This is a genomic window from Haloarcula regularis, from assembly GCF_029338315.1.
GTDB classification, from domain to species: Archaea; Halobacteriota; Halobacteria; order Halobacteriales; family Haloarculaceae; genus Haloarcula; species Haloarcula regularis.
The window spans coordinates 810,774-828,322 of sequence record NZ_CP119794.1 but is presented as its reverse complement, the minus strand read 5'-3'; the positions used below and the strand labels follow the sequence as shown (position 1 = coordinate 828,322).

The following is a 17,549-nucleotide window of genomic DNA, read 5'->3' as shown; positions in this document are numbered from 1 at the left end:
AGGTCCGCCCGTCTCGGCGGATCGGTATGCGAGTGACGCACCAGCTCCTCGTCGTCCTCGCCGTCGGCGTCGCCGTGGTGACCCTCATACTGGCGGCACCGGTGCTCTCGCCCGACCCGACGGTATCGGACAGCGCCTACGGGTACTCGCTGTCGTTCGACACGAACGCGACGCTGCAGAACGCGACCCTCACCGTGCCGCTCCCCGCCGCGGCGGACGGCCCCAACCCGGTCGTCGAGGCGATTCGAGCGGGTCGTCTCGAGGGGCCCGACGCCTGGCAGTACCGGGTCGTCGAGACGGACCGTGGGCCGGCCCTCGAGGTCACGGCGGGGGAGGTCTCTGCGGCGCGACGACCCGACGGCCGGCGGTACTCGTCGTACCTCGTCGGCGTCCGGGCCCCCGTCGACCACGTCATCGAGACGGCTAGCCCCTACGGCCACGAGCCGACCATCGGCCCGGTTGACGGCCGGCGGACCCGCCCCTGTCCCAACCGGGCCGCGCCGGCGCCAGAGACGAAGTGCTACGCCTTCGACGCCCGCCTGTTCGTCTCCTACGACGCCCCGGCGGCGGCCGACGTGTCCTTCGTCGTGGTCCACAACGGGGTGAACACGTACGCCGGCGCCGGCCACGAGATGTACTACGAGCGCCTGCAGGGCGGGCTGGACGGTCCACAGGACGGCTGGGTCGAGGTCGACGGGTTCGCACGGGTCGAGGGCGAACGGTGATTGGCACTCCGCGGCCCGCACGACGAACCCGTCGACGGGTCCGCCGAGGCAGTGACTATTATTGTCCTATCAGGTGAAACACAAGACGACATGGCGACTGCAGCACCATCGTTCGACATCGTGACGGCCCCCGACGCGGACGTCGGCGACACCCTCATTCTCGGCACGGCGAATCTCGGTCTCGCGGGCCTCACGGCCATCGACTATCTGGTCTCGAACACGCTCACCGAACAGGTCGGGCACGTCAGGACGAACAACCTGCCCGACATCACGCCCTTCACCAGCGGCGAACCACGCTTCCCGATGCGACTGTACTCGGCAGACGGGTCCGACATCTCCCTGCTTATCAGCGAGATACTCGTGCCCGTGTGGGCGGGCGAACCGCTCGCTGATGGCGTGTCGGCGTGGGTCGAGGCCCAGGGCATCGAGGAGGTCTGTCTCCTCCACGGCGTCCCGTTCCCACGGCCCCGACGAACACGTCGTCTTTCACGTCGGGACCGACGAGTTCCGGGCCCGTCGCATCGGTTCGGCCGACCTCCAGCCCCTCGCGGGCGGGTTCTTCGACGGCGTCGTCAGCGAACTCCTCCTCCGGAGTCTCGAGGGCGAGACGCCGCCGACCGGCGTGTTGACGACGCCGACGCACCCGCCGGGGCCGGACTTCGAGGCTGCGCTTCGGTTCCTCGACGCGCTCGAGACGCTCTACGGCCTCGAGGTCGACGAGACGGAGCTCCAGGCCCGCTCCGAGGAGATGAAACGCTACTACGAGGAGCTCGCGACCCGGATGCAGTCGATGGAAGGACGCGACGCGTCCGGCGGCCGGGACTACCCTGAAGACCGGATGTTCATGTAGCCTCCCGCGGGACGAATGCGACCGACACGGTGTCGCCGGAGCCCCGGGCCACACCTATGACTGTTCGGAACGTAGACACGTCCATGTACGACCGGATACTGGTGCCGACGGACGGGAGTTCGGACGCCGACCGAGCCGTCGAACACGCTTTGGATCTGGCCGAGACGTACGGCGCGGACCTGTACGTGCTCTACGTCGTCGACACGAATTCCCTCCCGCTCGATCCGCGCACCCAGCAGGTCGTCGGGTACCTGGAGGAAGCGGGCCGGCGCGCGGAGGAGAAGGTCCTCGAACGCGCCAGCGGGCGAGACGTCGATACCGTCATCACTGATGTCCTGGAAGGGTCCCCGCACCAGGTCATCCTCGAGTACGCCGACGACAACGACGTCGACCTCATAGTCATGGGGACCCACGGCCGGCGCGGCCTCGACAGAGTTCTCCTCGGGAGCGTGACCCAGCGCGTCCTCCGGACGGCCGACGTCCCGGTGCTGGTGGTCCGCCCTCCGTCGGACGACGAGGCCTGAGAGTCCCGCACTCGGCGTCGTGTGGTGTGCCAGCGAGGGAGCAGACCGACGCCGGACGCCCCCCGGGCACCGTTACGGCGACGGCACGACTACTCCGGACTCGACGACCGGTCGGTGTACCACCACGCCCAGGCGACGAGGACGGCCTGGAGCGGCAGCCGCGCCCACAGCGCCGCATCGGGCGGGTCGCACAGCGGTTCCGGCACCCCCTCGAGGGTCAGGTCGTCGGTCACCGCCATGTAGACGAGACCCAAGAGGAACCGGGGCGGCCGTTGCCATCTCGAGAGTCGGTGTTGCGACACTGCCCGTCGGTAAGGAAGCGGCCGAGGAATGCCTTCTTCCCGGACCCGGCGTGGCCCGACCCGGCCTCAGCGCTCTACCTGGGCCGCCGACTCGGTGGCCGCCGCGTACTTCGTCTCGAACTCCTGGATGAGCTGGCCCATCTTGGCGTACCAGTCGTTGAGCACGCGCCGCATCTGGCCGGCGATCTCCGACGGGTCCGTCGGGGTGTACACGTGACAGTACCCGCCGTGCTCGTAGTTCAGCTGCTCTTTCTGGATGAAGCCAGCCTGGAGGAGGCGCTGGACCGACCGATAGGCCGTCGAGCGTTCGCGCTCGACCGACTCGGCGACCTCGTCGACCGTCAGCGGCTCCTCGGCCTCGACGAGCGCCTGGAAGCACTCGGTGTCGAGCTGTGAGAGCCCGTGGAAGCACTCCAGCAGGCCCTCACACACCATATCCTGGCGTAACTGTTCGCTCATCGAATCTGGCATTGGTCTACCGGCGACTACGTTTCGAGGGCGTAAAACATTTGTGTGCTTTCTGTACAATACTACGGACGATTCATGCCGGCGAGGACGTCCGTGCCTCCTCCCGCAGCGCGGAGATGCTGCTGTAGACGACGGCGCCGCTGACCAGCAGCGCCGACCCGAGGATGAGCACGAGGCTGACCGTGTTCAGCACGTCGATACCGTAGACGTTGCCGACCTCGCGGACCGCGACGGCCAGCGCGCCACCGAGCAGCATCAGGCCGAAGTAGACCTTGATGTCGTCCTCGTCGACGATGCTGGTCGCGGCCGATCCGACGCGGGCCCCGAAGGCGCTCCCCGCGAGCAGCGGGACCACGATGGAGAGGTCGACGCCGCCGTCGAGCGCGTACAGGAAGCTCCCGAGCCCGCCCGAGAAGACGATCTCGAAGAGGTCGGTCCCGACGGCGATGGGCACCGGCACGCCGATGAGGTAGAACAGCGCGGGCATGCGGATGAACCCGCCGCCGACGCCGAGGAAGCCCGAGAGGAGTCCGGTCACGAACGCGACGCCGAGGATCATCCACAGCGACACGCTGACGCCGCCACGGAGCGATATCATGGGCGGGACCCGGTAGGACTGTATCTTCTTCGCGATGTCCGGGATGTCGTCAGCGTCGACGTCGTCGTCCGCGGCGTCGTGGTCGATGCCGCCGCCACCGCCGCCCTTCAGCGCCTCGTAGGTGACGAAGGCGCCGATACCGCCCAGCAGGACGACGTACGTGACGCTGATGATGCTGCCGGCCATTCCGAGCGACTCGAGGTGCAGGACGATCTCCTTGCCGGCCTCGATGCCGGCGGTCGTCCCGGCGATCATCAACACGCCCAGTTTGTAGTCGACCTGTCCGAGGTCGCGGTGTTTCAGGGTCGCGATGACCGAGGTCCCGAAGACGAAGGCGAGGCCGCTCCCGACGGCGACGCGGGTGGGATACCCCATCACCAGGAGCGCCGGCGTGACCAGGAACGACCCACCCATGCCGAAGAACCCGAACAGAACCCCGATGAGGAGCCCGAAACCGACGAACAGTGCGACCATCGCCAGACCGAGTCCGAGTATCTCCATCTGTTACTTGCCCCGTATCTGTTTGACCACCACGTGTCCGAACGCCTCTTCGACCGCACCGTACCCAACGTAGAGGATAGCGGCCTCGACGAGCACGATGCCGATGAGCGTCGCCGCGTCGACGGCGCCGTCGCCCATCGACGCGAGGGCTCCGAGATCTACCATCTGACATCACCGATACACTTGTTTTGCTCTGTGAATATCATACTTTTCTACTCACCCCACCGTAACCCGAGGAGCCTGATAACGGTTTTGGGTCCGGCGCACAATATTATTGAGAAGTATCTAATCGCTAACCCACCGAAATATTCGGATACGTTATCGAAATATCGGCGTCAGACAGAAATTGTTGAAAGCGTCGTTCGGAGCGCGAAATTAACTTGCGCGCGGCCGTGGAGTCAGGAGCACCCGACACGATCTCACGGCCGTTTCTTGCGACCGTGTCCGAGCCGAATCCACGTTCTGCCCGTCAGGCTGTGTGGATTGTATTGCCCAATCAAAACAATATTAATGCCAGGTATCGTACCCTCGGGTATGAGGGCGATATACGCGACAGACCTCTCGGCGGCGAGCGAAGCAGCGATAGAGAACGAGACGTGCCTCGAGTGTCTCGGCCGCATCGGCGTCGAGACGATCCACCTCGTCACGGTCATCCCGTCCAACGTCCACGCGGGGATGCCCGGGATGGACTTCAGGGAGCGGCGCGAGCGTGGACTCGCCCGGTACCGGAAGGTGATGGAAGACGCCGGGTTCGCGACCGAGACCCACGTCGTGCGCGGGACGCCCCACCGGCGCATCAACGGCATCGCCGAGGCCGAACGCGCCGACCTGACGATAATCGGCTCGCGCGGGCAGAGTCCGCTCGAGAACCGCGTCATCGGGTCGACGGCTCGCAACCTCGCGCGGACCACCGTCGTGCCGCTCCTGGTCAACCGCATCGAGCGCGAGGCCGAGGACCCGGACGTGCTCAGGGAGCACCTGTTCCAGCGGATTCTCTACGCGACCGACTTCTCAGCGAACGCCGAGCGCGCGTTCGACGCGTTCTCGTACCTCCGACACGCCACCCAGGAAGCGACGCTCGTCCACGTCGAATCACCGAAAGACGCCACCGGCGACGCCGAGAACCCGGTGGACCGCCTCGACGAGCTCGCGGCGACGCTGTCGCAGTGGGACATCGACACGACCGTCGAGGTCCGGCGCGGTGACCCGGCCGACGAGATTCTCGACGTCGAAGCGACGGTGCGACCGACGACGACGCTCGTCGGCTCCCGGGGCCGGAGTCGGATGCGCCGGCTGTTGCTCGGGAGCGTCTCCGAGGACGTCGTGGCCCGTGCGAAGGGGAACGTCTACCTCGTCCCGCCGCCACGAACCGCCTGAGCGCCCCGACTTACAGGGCGCTCATGGCCGTCATCGACCCGTAGCCGACGGCCAGCGAGAGGCCGAAGGAACCGGCCCAGGCGCCGACCGTGACCAGGACCTTCCGCGGGTCGACGGCGCTGCCGCCGCCGACCGCGGCCCCGCTGCCGATGATTGCGCTGACGATTATCTCGTTGAACGACACCGGCACGCCCAGGAACACCGCGGTCTGTGCGATGAGAAACGAGGGGACGAGAGCGGCGATGGATCGACGGGGGCCCAGCGAGGAGTAGTCCTGGGCGAGCGACTTGATCATCCGCGGCGCGCCGGTCCACGACCCGACGAGGATACCGACGCCGCCGCCGGCCAGCACGACCGCCGGCGACAGCGTGCCCACCTCGTCCAGCAACGGTAAGAGGGGGCCCACCGCGAGGCCGACCTGGCTCCCGCCGGCCGAGAACGCCACCAGGGAGCCCAGCGCCAGGAGGACGTGTCTGAGCCCGGCCGCCTCGTCGCGACGGATGTCCCGGTACACCGCGACCCAGACGACGAGGGCGACGGCTCCGGACAGGAGGACGGCCGCGACGAGCCCGTCGAGACCGAGGACCCGCTGGCCGAACCCCGCGAGCGACCCGGGGGCGCCGTCGGGGCCGAGGAAGGCGAACTCGACGTTGGCGAGGACGACGCCGACGACGGCAGCGAGAGTGGGTATCGTCGCCGCCTCCGGGACCGACGGCCGTGGCAACACGCTCGCGATGCCGTAGGCGACCCCGCCACCGACGACGGGCGTCAGGACCCACACGGTCGCTATCTGCTGGTACTTCGCCCAGACGGGTGCCCCCCCGAGTGCCAGCCCGACGCCGATGACCGCGCCGGTGACGGTGAAGGCCGTCGCGATGGGATACCCGGTGTAGATGCCGACGGCCATGAGCCCCGCCCCGGCGAGGAGCGCGACGATGACCCCGACCGCGGGGAGACTCACGCCGCCGACGAGGCCGCGACCGACGGCTTCCGAGACATTCGCCCCCTGTGTCACCGCGCCCGCCAGCCCGAAGATGCCGACGACGAACGCCGCGCGCATCGTCGAGATAGCGTTGGCGCCGACCGCGGGGGCGAAGGGAGTCGCACCGCTCGAACCAGCGCCGATGACCCAGGCCATGAACAGACTCGCGAGGCCAGCGACCAGAAAGAGCGCGACGACGGAGACCTCCATCGGTCTGCAGGTCAGTCCGCCCCGGTGGCGGCAGGGTCGGCGGTGTCTGTTCGGCTGCGCCACCACCCCTGTGCGTAGGCCCCGAGGAACATCCCCGCGATGGCCCACAGGATGGTCACGTTGCCGATGCCGAGACTCGCGTAGGCGGCGCCGGGACAGATGCCCGACAGCCCCCAGCCCACGCCGAAGATGCCCCCACCGACGAGGACGTTCCGGTCGAAGGGCTTCAGCCGGCGCTCGAATCGGTCGCCGGTCAGCGGCGCCCGGTCCAGCACGCGCGGCGTGACGAAGAACGCGAGGCCCGTCACCGCCGCGCCGCCGAACATCACGAACAGCAGGCCGAAGTCCTCGAACTGGAGGAAGTTCAGCACCACTTCGGGCCGGGCCATGTGGCTGAACCCGAGGCCGAACCCGAAGATGATGCCGCCGACCAGCACGAGCGGGACGAACATCGGGTGGCGATCCGACGAAGCCCCCGCCATCACGGCGTCACCCCCCCAGCGCGGCGACCACCTGCGCCGTCAGTATCGCCGTGGCCAGGAAGGCCAGTACCCCCGCCAGCGACGTCTTCGAGGCCGAGCCGACGCCACAGACCCCGTGGCCGGAGGTACACCCCTTGCCGACGCGGGTCCCCACGCCGACGAGGACGCCGCCGGCAAGCAGTCGCCACCAGGCGACCTCCGTCGTCCAGGCGCCGCCCTGGTAGACCACCGCGTAGACGGCGGCCCCGAGGACGATGCCGAGCGTGAACACGAGCCGCCAGTCGCGCGAGGCGACGTACTGCCGGAACCGCGACTGGCCGGAGACGTACGACAGCGTCGACTCGAGGAACGTGCTGGCGCCGGCGCTGATGCCGGTGCCGACGTAGATGACCGCCGCCCCGAGGCCGACGAGGAGCCCGCCGACGGCGTACCGACCGATGCCGTTGGGGAACAGGTCGGCGGCGACCTGGAGCGCGACTAGTTCAGGGACCATCACCCGCCTCAGTCACCCGCGAGGGACTCCTGGCTCGCTGCACAGTTGTTCGGCCCCAGCTCGAGCGTGAACGCCCGGTCGTCGTCGACGGCGTTCTGCCCGAGGTTCGTCGCGATGATGTCCTCGTAGTTGGCCGGGCGGGGCGGCATGTCCGACAGGATGAGCTCGACGAACTCGTCCTCGTCCATCGTGAGCGCGTCCATCTCATCGATCAGCTGGCCGATGGGGGCGGTGTAGGTGCCGTCCGCGGCCGGTTCGGCGGCGTCGCTGAAGTGAGCTCCTCCGACGAGCGTGTCGTCGGACAGCGAGAGCACGCGCTCGTTGAGCGACTCGTAGAGCATCCGCGCGGCGTCGGGGGCGCCCTCGTCGCCCTCCTCGAGGTCGGGACGGGCGACGCTCTCGACGAAGAGCCCGTCACCGGTCGCGAGCAGGCTCCCGTCGACCAGGTAGGAGGTCATCCCCGTGGTGTGGCCGGGGGTGTGGACGGCCTCGATGGTGACGTCGCCGACGGAGAACGTGTCGCCGTCCGCGGCGGTCGTCAGTTCGTCCGCGTAGGTGACCCCGCGGTCGACGGCAGCGGCCGGGATGACGCCCTCGACGCCCGCCTCGTCCAGGTCGCGCACGCCCGAGATGTGGTCGGCGTGGATGTGGGTGTCGAGCGCGTACTGCAGGTCGACGCCCAGTTCCGCGGCGTCCTCGAGGTAGCGGTCCGTGAACGCACGGAGCGGGTCGATGACCGCCGCTTCGCCGTCGTCGTAGACCAGGTAGCCCAGACAGCCCGAGGAGGGACGCTGGTACTGGAGGAGGGTGCCCGCACCGTCGTAGTCCGTGACCTCCATGGCCTCGTAGATGCGCGCCCAGCCGTTCATCCCCTCCTCGAGGTGTTCGACCTCGTAGTCGTGCTCTGCGAGACGGCCGGCGACGTACTCGCTGGCCCCGCCTTTCGCACACAGGACCGTCACCTCGCGGTCGTCGGGCACTGTCTCGAGGACGTCCGCGTCGATCTCGTCGTCGAGGAACTCGTAGTACGGGACGTTGAAGGACGTGACGTTCTCGCCGTCGATGGCCCACTCCTCGTAGTCCGATTCCATCCGGGTGTCGAGCAGTGTGACGTCGTCACCGTCGTCGATGCGCTCTTTGAGCGCGGCAGGTTCGACGGTTTCCACTTCTTCGTCCGGGGTCGGGAAGTCTTCTGGATTCATGTCGTCACCCCCACCTACCGGATGGGTGTACTAAACGTTTGCATAGTAATCCAACTTCTATACAATACTACTGAGCGCAGGGCTCGACAGGGGTTCGCCTGTTTCTCCGTCCCCAGAACACGAACGATGAGTACAGTCTGCGATTTCTTCGTGAATTTCGACGCCTCTCGGAGGACGTGCAATGTTCCCAATCGCTCTTGGTCTTGCAAACAAATTCCAATACAGGGCCTCCCGATAGACGCTGTCGACAGCGGACAGGGGCCGAGGTACCACTGTCGAGGTCGGGCGTGCCCGGCCGCGTTCAGAACGAGAACAGTGACGTCTGCGGCCCGTCGTCGTCTCCTGGGTCGTCGTCGTGCCCGCCAGCGGAGTTATTTGTCCGGCCACGCAGGGATAGCGACGCGCGCCGGGCGACCTCGGGATCGGACAGCGCGGCCTCGGCCCTGTCCTGGAGCGACTCGACCTCGTCCAGGCGCGCCTGTCGCGCCGCCTCGTACTCGACCACGGGGTACGGGTGGTCCTCGCCGATGGTGATCCCACACTCGTCCTGGACGTGCAGCGGGGTCTTCTCGGGCTGGTCCAGGTGTTCGACCGGAAGCGGATCGAGTTCCGGCACCCACCGACGGACGAACGCACCCTCCGGGTCGTTGTCACGGACCTGCTTGCGCGGGTTGTACGTGCGCAACATGTTCGTCCCGACGACGCCCGCCTGGCTCTGGAACTGCGTGTAGTTTATCGCCGGGTCCGCGTCGACGACGTTCTCGAGCACCGCAATCGGGTCGCCGTGGGCGCGGGTCAGTTCGCCGCCGCGGTCGGTGTACTGCTCCCGTAGGTCGGCGAGACACTCGTGGAGAAAGCGGATTCGGGCGTCGCAGGCCAGGGATGCGTCGCCGTAGAAGTGCGGGTCGAAGACGAACAGCGGGCAGAGTGTGTCGTACTCACGGGCCGCCTGGCTCAGGGCGGGGTGGTCGGTGGTACGGAGGTGGCGGCGATGCCAGACGATACAGCCGCTGCCGTCCGTCGGCGGTGCGGGCGACGCGGGCGCGGGACGCGGCAACGGCGGGTCCGCCATAGATCTGCCCGGAGTTAGGACTGGGCCGGGTTACCAGGCGGGTTCGTCCCGCTCGCTGGGAGGGCGACTGCTCGTCTCTCGTCGTCACGTCGACGGCGGCTCCGCGACGAACCGTCCGGTACTAGTCGTCGCTCCAGCCGGGAGCACTGCCGTCCCCGTCCGGTCAGTCGGCGTCGGCGTCGCCGCCGAGCATCTTCTTCGCGGCGACGGCGGACGCGAGCGCGAGGACGACCCCGAGCACGGCGAGGAGGGTGACGGGGACGGCACCCGTCCCCTCGTCGGCGACTTCCCCGGTGTCTTCGTCGCTTTCAGTGGCCTCGCCGACCCCGCTGTTGGGGGCGTTGGCGGTGAACTGGGACCCTTCGAGGTGGAGTTCGAACAGCGTAACGTCAACCATGCTGGTAGTTCTCCCCCGTCGACCTTATCGGTTGCCCCGTACCGCCCTTTCATGACGGCCGGGGCCTAACGCCGGGCATGGACGAACCACAGCGTGCGTTCCTCGAGTCGTTGCTCGAGACGCCCGGGCCGTCGGGTTACGAGGCGAACAGCCAGCGGGTCTGGGTCGACTACGTCAGCGAGTTTGCGGACGACGTGTACACGGACGACTACGGGAACGCGGTGGCGAAGCTGGACGGGGCGAGACGTCGGTGGCGCTCGCGGGCCACGGCGACGAGATCGGCTTCATCGTCCGCGACCTCACGGACGACGGCTTCGTCCGGTTGAGCCGTATCGGCGGGTCCGACAAGACGGTCACGCGCGGCCAGCACGTCACGATACACACGGGCGACGGCCCGGTCAACGGCGTCGTCGGGCAGACGGCCATCCACCTCCGTGACCCCGACGACGAGGACGTCGCGGAGATCAGCGAGCAGTACGTCGACGTCGGGGCCGAGGACGGCGACGAGGTGGCCGACATGGTCGACCGGGGCGACCCGGTGACGTTCTCCCAGGAGATTCGCACCCTCGCGAACGGACGGCTCTCGGCCCGCGGGATGGACAACCGCATCGGTATCTGGGCGGCCGCCGAAGGGCTCCGCCGGGCGGCCGAGCGCGGCACCGACGCGACGGTCTACGCCGTCTCGACGGTCCAGGAGGAGGTCGGCCTCCAGGGCGCGAAGATGGTCGGTTTCGACGTCGCTCCCGACGCTGCGCTGGCCATCGACGTGACCCACGCGACCGACGCCCCGGAGTCGCCGGGCAAACGCTCGAACGGTGTGGCACTCGGCGGCGGGCCGGTCGTCTCCCGCGGGAGCGCGAACCACCCGGTCGTCGTCGACGCCCTCCGGGACGTCGGCGAGACGGCGGCCATCGACGTCCAGTTGCAGGCCACTGGCACCCGGACCGGGACGGACGCGGACGCGTTCTACACCTCGCGTGAGGGGATCCCCTCGGTCAACGTCGGCCTGCCGAACCGCTACATGCACACGCCGGTGGAGGTCATCGACCCCGACGATCTGGACGACCTCGCGGACCTGGTGGCCGGGTTCGCCGCCGATGCCGACGCGTACGCCCCCTTCAGTGTCGAGGTTTGAGACCGTCGCGCCGGGCAAAGGCCCCGGGCGACAGGCCGGGCAAGCGGTACGTTTAAGCGGCCATCACTATCCCAACCGAACATGAGTGGACGACCGCTTGACGTACTCGAGGCGTCACTGGGCGAAGAGGTCACCGTACAGCTGAAGGGAGGCGAGATATTCGAGGGCGAACTGACGGGCTACGACCAGCACATGAACCTGGTCATCGAAGACGAAGACACAACGATTATACGCGGGGATAACGTCGTCTCGATTAATCCATGACTGGTGCAGGAACTCCGAGCCAGGGTAAGAAAAACACCACGACACACGTGAAGTGTCGCCGGTGTGGGGAAAAGTCCTATCACAAGAAAAAGAAGGTCTGTGCGTCGTGTGGCTTCGGCAAATCCGCGAAACGACGCGATTACGAGTGGCAGTCAAAGGCCGGCGAGTAACGGTCTGACATCCCACAAATGCACGAAAGTGCGGCGTCGTCGGCATCTCTCTTCAGGACCGAAGTGCCGCCCGCCCGCTCTACTACTCACTGTATGCCCTCCAGCACCGCGGCCAGGAGTCGGCCGGCATCGTCACCCACGACGGCTTCCAGCAACACAGCCACGTCGAGATGGGACTGGTCGGTGACGCGTTCGCTCCGGACGACCTGGAGTCGCTGAACGGGTCCAACGGCATCGGCCACGTCCGCTACCCGACCGCGGGTAGCGTCAACTCCAGTTGCGCCCAGCCCTTCTCGGTCTCGTTCAAGTCCGGATCGCTGGGACTCTCGCACAACGGGAACCTCGTCAACGCCGACGAGATCGGCGACGAACTGGCCGAACTGGGTCACGCCTTCACCTCAGACGGCGACACCGAAGTCATCGCCCACGACCTCGCTCGGAACCTGCTGGAGGAGGACCTCGTGCGCGCGGTCAAACGGACGATGAACCGCATCCACGGGTCCTATTCGCTGACAATCATGCACGACGAGACGGTGCTCGGCGTCCGCGACCCCGAGGGCAACCGACCGCTCTGTATCGGCGAACTCGACGACGGCTACGTCCTCGCCTCCGAATCGGCGGCAATCGACACCCTTGACGGCGACCTCGTCCGCGACGTCGAACCCGGCGAACTGGTCGTCCTCTACCCCGACGGGACCGGCTTCGACACCTACCAGCTCGTCGACCAGGAGCGGACGGCCCACTGCTTCTTCGAGCACGTCTACTTCGCCCGACCGGACTCGACCATCGACGAGAACCTGGTCTACGAGATTCGGCGGGAACTGGGCCGCAAGCTCTGGGCGGAGTCGGGCATCGAGTCCGACGTCGTCCTCCCGGTGCCCGACTCCGGTCGGGCGTTTGCTTCCGGGTACGCCGAGGCCGCCCAGGACGACGGTTCGGACATCGAGTTCGCGGAGGGCCTGATGAAAAACCGGTACGTCGGCCGGACGTTCATCATGCCGACGCAAGACGAGCGCGAACGCGCCGTCCGCCTGAAACTCAACCCCATCAAGTCGACTATCGAGGGGAAGTCGGTCACCATCATCGACGACTCCATCGTGCGCGGGACCACCTCGACGCACTCATCTCCCTGCTGAAAGACGCCGGGGCGGAGGCGGTCCACGTCCGAATCGGCTCGCCGCCCATCGTCTCGCCGTGCTACATGGGCATCGACATGGCCTCCCGCGACGAGCTCATCGCGGCCGGCCGGTCCGTCGAGGACATCCGCGACGACATCGAGGCCGACACGCTGTCGTACCTCTCCATCGACGCCATCGCGGCGGCGCTGGGAGAGAGTCGCGCCGACCTCTGTCTGGGCTGTGTCACCGGCGAGTACCCCTACGACATCGAGGGCGAGGCGACCGACCGCGACGTCGTCCGCCCGGACATCACCGGGAACCCGACGCCCGCGGACGACTGACGCCTCACTGCCGTTCGCTCACTGCCGAGAACCGTCGTGAGCGTGCCGTCCGGTCAGTTCGTCCGCTCGCGGCCGTCCCCGTCGGCCCGTCGCGGTTCCTCGGTCGGCCCGTCGCCCTCCCGACGCGCCCGCGTCCGGGTGCCTGGTTTCGGCCCCCGCACGCGGGTGTCGTACGGCTGGCCGGCGACGCTGTCGGGAATGGCGACCCACGCGAACACGGCGCCCAGCGCCGTCGTCCCGACGAAGACGCCGGCGACGACGGGCAGGGCCGCGCCGCCGTATACCGTCACCATCGCCATCGAACCGCCGACCAGGAGCGAGAACCCGATCTTCAGCCGCAGGAGGAACTGCTCGCGGTCGGCGTCGGTGATGGACGGCCCGACCATCAGCGGCCCGGTCATCAGTAGAACCCCCGGTCGACGTCCTCGTCGATGAGGTCCTCGAACTCGGCATCGAGCAGCTCTTCGGCCTCCTCGAAGGTGTCGGTCAACCCCTCCATCCGTTCGGGGCGGTCGTACTGGTCGAACTCCATCGGGCCGTAGGCCGGCGAGTCCACGGCGTCGAGCACGTCCTCCATCAGCGCGCGTGGCGTGGTCGGCGCGTCGGCGTGGGTCTCGAGGACCGTCTCTAAGTTCTTTGCCTTCTCCTCGGCCTCGTCCTCGTCCTCGACGCCCTGCTGGACGCCGAAGATGCCGGTCCCCTCCTCGGGGAACAGCGGCTCGATGTCGTCGTCGATGCGCCGGGCGACCTGTGTCCCGACGCCCTGGACCTCGAAGGGGTTCTTGGCGTAGGTCTTGAGCTGGTAGACTCCGGCGTCCGGGTGGCCGAAGTAGATGTCCTCGCCGATGCCGTTCGCGCGGTCGCCCCCGACGGCGCGCCAGCCACCGGGGTCGGCGGTGCTCTCCGTCACGTCTTCGATGATGTCCTGCCAGTCGCGAACGCGCATTCGTACCTGCGGGTTAGGTCCCCGCGAGAATGAAGCCATCGGTCTCTCCGACTGGCTACACCTTCACTCCGTACCGAACCGTTATACCGGCGGCCCCGACCACTCGACGCATGGAGAGCGAAGCCAACGTCCTCGGCGGCGACCTCGCGGCCTGTTCCACGGACCCGATAACGGGGTTCATGCGGGACGGCTACTGCTACCCGGTGGCCCGGGACCCGGGCCGCCACGAGATCTGTGCCGTGCTGACCGACGAGTTCCTCCAGTTCAGCAAGGCGCAGGGCAACGACCTGGTGACGTCCCGCCCGGAACTGAACTTCCCGGGGCTGGAGCCGGGTGACGCCTGGTGTCTCTGCGTGCCCCGGTGGGTCGAGGCCCACGAGGCGGGCGTCGCGCCGCCCGTCGTGCTCGAGGCGACCAGCGAGGCCGTCCTCGAGGACGTCCCGCTCGAGACGCTCCGTGAGTACGCCCACGACGACGCGGCCGAGGAATGAGCGGGCGCGAACGACTTTTGGGTATCGGCGCCGTCCCCGTGACCGTGCACGAGAGTCAGGGACCGGCGAGTCGCGCTCGCCGACGACGGGAGGCCGGGCCGTGAGCGGGGCCGACGACCTCCGGGGCGTCGTCGTCGGCGTCGACGGCCCCAAGACCGTCCAGACGAGCCACGGCGAGAGCGACCTCTGTGAGGTGACGTTGCGGCCCGAGAAGGGGGCCGGCGAACCGACGACGGTCACGCTGTGGGGCAAGTGGACCGAGACGGGCGAGGTCGTCGAGCCGGGGATGGAACTGGCCGTCTACGACGCCGAGGAGCGGACCTACCGCGGCGAGACGCAGTACTCGGTCGGCAGCGACGCGGCCGTCGTCGTCGAACCGGACTTCCTCGTCGACGTGACCGACGTCCGCGCGTGGGTCCAGTGCCCGCGGATGTACTACCTCCGGAAACTCGACGGCGCAGACCTCGCGTACCCGCTCGTGAAGGGGACCGTCGTCCACGAGGTGTTCGGTGACCTCCTGCGGGGCCAGGACGTCGAGACGGCAATCGAGGACCAGGTCCGCGAGGCGGGACTGGACATCGGCCTGCTCGGCCGCGAGGCCGACGAGGTGGCCGGCGACGTCCGCGACCACGCGAAAGCCATCGAGGGGTGGCTAAACCAGGGGACGCTCACCGAACACGACGACTGGCGCTCCGAGATGACGCTCATCTCGGAACGATACGGGATAAAAGGGCGGGCAGACGCCGTCCGCCGGGGGATGCCAGTGGAACTGAAGACCGGGAAGAACACGAAGCGCGAACCGCGCTTCCAGGACAAGATCCAGGCGACGGCGTACGCCTTGATGCTTGGCGAGCGCGCGGCGAACTCGCTTGCCGCGAGCGACGTGATGGCCGGCGACGGCGGCTCGCAGAGCCCGATAGAGGCCGCCCCGAACACCGGGACGCTCCTCTATACCAAGAACGCGGCCATCGACCGCAACGAGGAGAGCGGTGACCTCTCGCCGGCCAAGGAGTTCTCCATCGGCCCGGGCCTGCTGAACTACGTCATCCGGACGCGCAACGCCATCGCCGCACTGGAACACGACACCGACGTGCCGACGGGTTACGAGGCCAACGCGAAGTGCGAGTACTGCTTCGAGCAGGACACCTGCATGGCCGTCTCCGGCCGGCTCGACCAGGAGTCCAAGGCCGGCCAGGTCGGCGTGGCCATCCCAGACGAGGAACGCGAGTATTTCGAACGCTTCTACGAGGCCATCGAGGCCGAGCGCCGCGCGGTCCACCGCGAGTACGCGAAGCTCTGGGAACAGACGCCCGGTGAACGCGCCGACGACGACCGGGCGCTCGTCGACCTGGAACCGACGGGCCGGCGAGAACTCGACGGCGGCCGCTGGGAACTGCGCGCCCGCGGGACCGGCGCAGTCTCGAAGATACGCGAGGGGAACCTCGTGCTCGCCAGCGACGGCGACCCGATAAACGGCGACGCCGAACTCGCGCGCGTCGAGCGGCTGGGTGGGATGGACTTGGGGGACCCAGACGACGCGGGCGGCCAGGAGATAGTCGTCACCGCCGACGAACCGCTGGACCTGCGCCGACTCGACGTCTACCCTTCCGAGCTCACCACCAGCCGGCTCCAGAACGCGCTGCACGACGCGCTCCTGAAGCAGTCCGCCGAGGCCAAGGACGTCCTCTTTGGCCGGCGTGAACCGGCGTTCGACCCGCCCGGGGAGACGTTCATCGACAACAACGACGCCCAGGACGAGGCCGTCTCGCTCGCCGTGGGGGCCGAGGACGTCGCGCTGGTCCACGGGCCGCCCGGCACCGGCAAGACCTACACGCTGGCCCGGATGGTCCGGGCGCTCATTGCGCGTGGCGACAGGGTGCTCCTCTCTGCGTTCACCAACCGCGCGGTCGACAACGCCATCGAAGCCCTGGAGGACCAGGGGTTCACCGACATCGTCCGCGTCGGTACCGAGAGCGGCGTCCGCGAGGACATGCAGCAGTACCGCCTGGAGACCGGCGGCGACCCCGGCGAGTGTGCCGCCCGCCTCCAGTCGGCGGACGTCGTGGCCGCCACGACGGCGACCTGCGGCGGCACCGCCCTCCAGAGCCAGTCGTTCGACGTGGCCGTCGTCGACGAGGCCGGCCAGCTCACCGAACCGGGGACGCTGGCCGCGACGACCTTGGCCGACCGGTTCGTCCTGGTGGGTGACCACCAGCAGCTCCCGCCGGTCGTCCAGTCCGAGGCCGAGACGCTGACGACGTCGCTGTTCGAGCGCCTCATCGAGACCTACCCGGACGCCGGCGTGATGCTCGACAGGCAGTACCGCATGGCACAGCACATCCAGGCCTTCGCCTCACAGGAGTTCTACGACGGCGCGTTGCGCCCGGCGAACGGGGACGTAGCCGGCCAGCGCATCGACGACCTATCGGGCGTCTCGCTGGACGCGCTCCCGTCGCACCTGCGCGACCGCGTCTCGTTTGTGGACCCCGACGGCGCGCAGGTCGGCAACACGAACCCCACGGAGGCCGACGCCGTCGCCGACGTGGTCGCAGCCTACCGCGAGGCCGGCGTCGAGGCGGCCGACGTCGGCGTCATCGCGCCCTACCGCGCACAGGTCTCGGAGATATCGCGGCGCCTCCCCGACGTCGCCGTCGACACCGTCGACCGGTTCCAGGGATCGAGCAAGGAGGTCATCGTCGTCTCCTTCACCGCCACCGGGGCGCTGGACGGCCCGCTGTTCGAGGACTACCGGCGCATCAACGTCGCGTTGACGCGGGCGAAGAAGTCGCTCGTGCTCGTGGGCGACGCCGACGCGCTGTCGACCGACCCGGTCTACGGGCGGATGGTCGCGTGGGCGTCGGGGTGACCGGCTGTCCAAACAGGGTAGGTATCACCGATAGC

The 17,549-nt window shown here is 68.2% G+C and carries 19 protein-coding genes and 3 pseudogenes; 10 read left to right on the top strand and 12 right to left on the bottom strand.

The features are described 5' to 3' along the window. Positions 1-26: 26 nt before the first annotated feature. The 3 genes and pseudogenes from P1N55_RS04440 (at position 27) to P1N55_RS04430 (ending at position 2,099) form a co-directional block, all read left to right on the top strand. Entirely contained in the window at positions 27-725 is a 699-nt protein-coding gene (locus tag P1N55_RS04440; RefSeq protein WP_276277769.1) for a hypothetical protein, read from the top strand. A 90-nt stretch (positions 726-815) separates the two neighbouring features. After that, positions 816-1,575 (top strand): annotated as a pseudogene (locus tag P1N55_RS19620) (proteasome assembly chaperone family protein). An 83-nt stretch (positions 1,576-1,658) separates the two neighbouring features. After that, the gene (locus tag P1N55_RS04430) at positions 1,659-2,099 is read left to right on the top strand and encodes a universal stress protein (RefSeq protein ID WP_276277767.1); all 441 of its coding nucleotides are present in this window, start codon (positions 1,659-1,661) and stop codon (positions 2,097-2,099) included. Positions 2,100-2,188: 89 nt separating this feature from the next. Here P1N55_RS04430 and P1N55_RS04425 read toward each other — a convergent pair whose 3' ends face one another. The 4 genes from P1N55_RS04425 to P1N55_RS04410 form a co-directional block, all read right to left on the bottom strand. Beyond that, positions 2,189-2,401, bottom strand: coding sequence for a DoxX family protein (locus tag P1N55_RS04425; protein ID WP_276277766.1), 213 nt, complete (start codon positions 2,399-2,401; stop codon positions 2,189-2,191). A gap of 66 nt (positions 2,402-2,467) precedes the next feature. Beyond that, positions 2,468-2,872 (bottom strand): helix-turn-helix domain-containing protein, encoded by a 405-nt coding sequence (locus P1N55_RS04420; protein WP_276277765.1) that lies wholly within the window; start codon positions 2,870-2,872, stop codon positions 2,468-2,470. Positions 2,873-2,942: 70 nt separating this feature from the next. Beyond that, positions 2,943-3,968: a sulfite exporter TauE/SafE family protein gene (locus tag P1N55_RS04415; RefSeq protein WP_276277764.1), complete on the bottom strand. Its 1,026-nt coding sequence runs from the start codon at positions 3,966-3,968 to the stop codon at positions 2,943-2,945. 3 nt (positions 3,969-3,971) lie between these two features. Continuing rightward, positions 3,972-4,133, bottom strand: a complete 162-nt coding sequence (locus tag P1N55_RS04410) for a DUF7512 family protein (protein WP_276277763.1) — start codon at positions 4,131-4,133, stop codon at positions 3,972-3,974. Between the two features lie 369 nt (positions 4,134-4,502). Between P1N55_RS04410 and P1N55_RS04405 the strand changes: the two genes are divergently transcribed. Next, positions 4,503-5,345: a universal stress protein gene (locus P1N55_RS04405; RefSeq protein ID WP_276277762.1), complete on the top strand. Its 843-nt coding sequence runs from the start codon at positions 4,503-4,505 to the stop codon at positions 5,343-5,345. 10 nt (positions 5,346-5,355) lie between these two features. On the opposite strand, the gene P1N55_RS04400 is transcribed toward P1N55_RS04405, so the two are convergent. The 6 genes from P1N55_RS04400 to P1N55_RS04375 form a co-directional block, all read right to left on the bottom strand. Continuing rightward, positions 5,356-6,537: an inorganic phosphate transporter gene (locus P1N55_RS04400; protein ID WP_276277761.1), complete on the bottom strand. Its 1,182-nt coding sequence runs from the start codon at positions 6,535-6,537 to the stop codon at positions 5,356-5,358. 11 nt (positions 6,538-6,548) lie between these two features. Next, positions 6,549-7,019, bottom strand: a complete 471-nt coding sequence (locus tag P1N55_RS04395) for a DUF6691 family protein (protein ID WP_276277760.1) — start codon at positions 7,017-7,019, stop codon at positions 6,549-6,551. A gap of 7 nt (positions 7,020-7,026) precedes the next feature. Continuing rightward, complete coding sequence (locus tag P1N55_RS04390; protein ID WP_276277759.1) at positions 7,027-7,512, bottom strand: YeeE/YedE family protein; 486 nt, start codon at positions 7,510-7,512, stop codon at positions 7,027-7,029. Between the two features lie 8 nt (positions 7,513-7,520). Further along, the gene (locus P1N55_RS04385) at positions 7,521-8,714 is read right to left on the bottom strand and encodes an MBL fold metallo-hydrolase (RefSeq protein ID WP_276277758.1); all 1,194 of its coding nucleotides are present in this window, start codon (positions 8,712-8,714) and stop codon (positions 7,521-7,523) included. 301 nt (positions 8,715-9,015) lie between these two features. Then, positions 9,016-9,786 (bottom strand): FAD-binding domain-containing protein, encoded by a 771-nt coding sequence (locus tag P1N55_RS04380; RefSeq protein ID WP_276277757.1) that lies wholly within the window; start codon positions 9,784-9,786, stop codon positions 9,016-9,018. Positions 9,787-9,949: 163 nt separating this feature from the next. After that, the gene (locus P1N55_RS04375; RefSeq protein WP_276277756.1) at positions 9,950-10,183 is read right to left on the bottom strand and encodes a hypothetical protein; all 234 of its coding nucleotides are present in this window, start codon (positions 10,181-10,183) and stop codon (positions 9,950-9,952) included. 77 nt (positions 10,184-10,260) lie between these two features. Here P1N55_RS04375 and P1N55_RS04370 point away from each other — a divergent pair. The 4 genes and pseudogenes from P1N55_RS04370 (at position 10,261) to purF (ending at position 13,211) form a co-directional block, all read left to right on the top strand. Beyond that, positions 10,261-11,318: pseudogene (locus P1N55_RS04370) on the top strand (M20/M25/M40 family metallo-hydrolase). A gap of 81 nt (positions 11,319-11,399) precedes the next feature. Then, positions 11,400-11,582 carry an LSM domain-containing protein gene (locus P1N55_RS04365; protein ID WP_276277755.1) on the top strand — a complete coding sequence of 61 codons (183 nt, stop codon included), beginning with the start codon at positions 11,400-11,402 and terminating at the stop codon, positions 11,580-11,582. Further along, positions 11,579-11,752 carry a 50S ribosomal protein L37e gene (locus P1N55_RS04360; RefSeq protein ID WP_276277754.1) on the top strand — a complete coding sequence of 58 codons (174 nt, stop codon included), beginning with the start codon at positions 11,579-11,581 and terminating at the stop codon, positions 11,750-11,752. Before P1N55_RS04365 ends, P1N55_RS04360 begins: the two co-directional genes overlap by 4 nt. 44 nt (positions 11,753-11,796) lie before the next feature. Continuing rightward, a pseudogene (gene purF / locus P1N55_RS04355) lies at positions 11,797-13,211 on the top strand (amidophosphoribosyltransferase). A gap of 53 nt (positions 13,212-13,264) precedes the next feature. Here purF and P1N55_RS04350 read toward each other — a convergent pair. Continuing rightward, on the bottom strand, positions 13,265-13,612 hold the full coding sequence (locus P1N55_RS04350) for a hypothetical protein (protein ID WP_276277753.1): 348 nt from the start codon (positions 13,610-13,612) through the stop codon (positions 13,265-13,267). Continuing rightward, on the bottom strand, positions 13,612-14,157 hold the full coding sequence (locus P1N55_RS04345) for a hypothetical protein (protein ID WP_276277752.1): 546 nt from the start codon (positions 14,155-14,157) through the stop codon (positions 13,612-13,614). The genes P1N55_RS04350 and P1N55_RS04345 overlap by 1 nt, the downstream gene beginning before the upstream one ends. A 110-nt stretch (positions 14,158-14,267) precedes the next feature. Between P1N55_RS04345 and P1N55_RS04340 the strand changes: the two genes are divergently transcribed. Together P1N55_RS04340 and P1N55_RS04335 are read left to right on the top strand one after the other, a co-directional pair. Next, complete coding sequence (locus P1N55_RS04340) at positions 14,268-14,648, top strand: DUF2237 family protein (protein WP_276277751.1); 381 nt, start codon at positions 14,268-14,270, stop codon at positions 14,646-14,648. Positions 14,649-14,748: 100 nt separating this feature from the next. Then, complete coding sequence (locus P1N55_RS04335) at positions 14,749-17,514, top strand: AAA domain-containing protein (protein ID WP_276277750.1); 2,766 nt, start codon at positions 14,749-14,751, stop codon at positions 17,512-17,514. Positions 17,515-17,549: the final 35 nt, after the last annotated feature.

Excerpts from the sequence above, each read along its gene's own strand:
- P1N55_RS04430 (WP_276277767.1), top strand. The coding sequence starts at position 1,659 with ATGTACGACCGGATACTGGTGCCGACGGACGGGAGTTCGGACGCCGAC.
- P1N55_RS04350 (WP_276277753.1), bottom strand. The coding sequence starts at position 13,612 with ATGACCGGGCCGCTGATGGTCGGGCCGTCCATCACCGACGCCGACCGC.
- P1N55_RS04340 (WP_276277751.1), top strand. The coding sequence starts at position 14,268 with ATGGAGAGCGAAGCCAACGTCCTCGGCGGCGACCTCGCGGCCTGTTCC.
- P1N55_RS04410 (WP_276277763.1), bottom strand. The coding sequence starts at position 4,133 with ATGGTAGATCTCGGAGCCCTCGCGTCGATGGGCGACGGCGCCGTCGAC.
- P1N55_RS04380 (WP_276277757.1), bottom strand. The coding sequence starts at position 9,786 with ATGGCGGACCCGCCGTTGCCGCGTCCCGCGCCCGCGTCGCCCGCACCG.
- P1N55_RS04420 (WP_276277765.1), bottom strand. The coding sequence starts at position 2,872 with ATGCCAGATTCGATGAGCGAACAGTTACGCCAGGATATGGTGTGTGAG.
- P1N55_RS04360 (WP_276277754.1), top strand. The coding sequence starts at position 11,579 with ATGACTGGTGCAGGAACTCCGAGCCAGGGTAAGAAAAACACCACGACA.
- P1N55_RS04345 (WP_276277752.1), bottom strand. The coding sequence starts at position 14,157 with ATGCGCGTTCGCGACTGGCAGGACATCATCGAAGACGTGACGGAGAGC.
- P1N55_RS04405 (WP_276277762.1), top strand. The coding sequence starts at position 4,503 with ATGAGGGCGATATACGCGACAGACCTCTCGGCGGCGAGCGAAGCAGCG.
- P1N55_RS04365 (WP_276277755.1), top strand. The coding sequence starts at position 11,400 with ATGAGTGGACGACCGCTTGACGTACTCGAGGCGTCACTGGGCGAAGAG.
- P1N55_RS04395 (WP_276277760.1), bottom strand. The coding sequence starts at position 7,019 with ATGGCGGGGGCTTCGTCGGATCGCCACCCGATGTTCGTCCCGCTCGTG.
- P1N55_RS04375 (WP_276277756.1), bottom strand. The coding sequence starts at position 10,183 with ATGGTTGACGTTACGCTGTTCGAACTCCACCTCGAAGGGTCCCAGTTC.
- P1N55_RS04385 (WP_276277758.1), bottom strand. The coding sequence starts at position 8,714 with ATGAATCCAGAAGACTTCCCGACCCCGGACGAAGAAGTGGAAACCGTC.
- P1N55_RS04415 (WP_276277764.1), bottom strand. The coding sequence starts at position 3,968 with ATGGAGATACTCGGACTCGGTCTGGCGATGGTCGCACTGTTCGTCGGT.
- P1N55_RS04440 (WP_276277769.1), top strand. The coding sequence starts at position 27 with ATGCGAGTGACGCACCAGCTCCTCGTCGTCCTCGCCGTCGGCGTCGCC.
- P1N55_RS04400 (WP_276277761.1), bottom strand. The coding sequence starts at position 6,537 with ATGGAGGTCTCCGTCGTCGCGCTCTTTCTGGTCGCTGGCCTCGCGAGT.
- P1N55_RS04390 (WP_276277759.1), bottom strand. The coding sequence starts at position 7,512 with ATGGTCCCTGAACTAGTCGCGCTCCAGGTCGCCGCCGACCTGTTCCCC.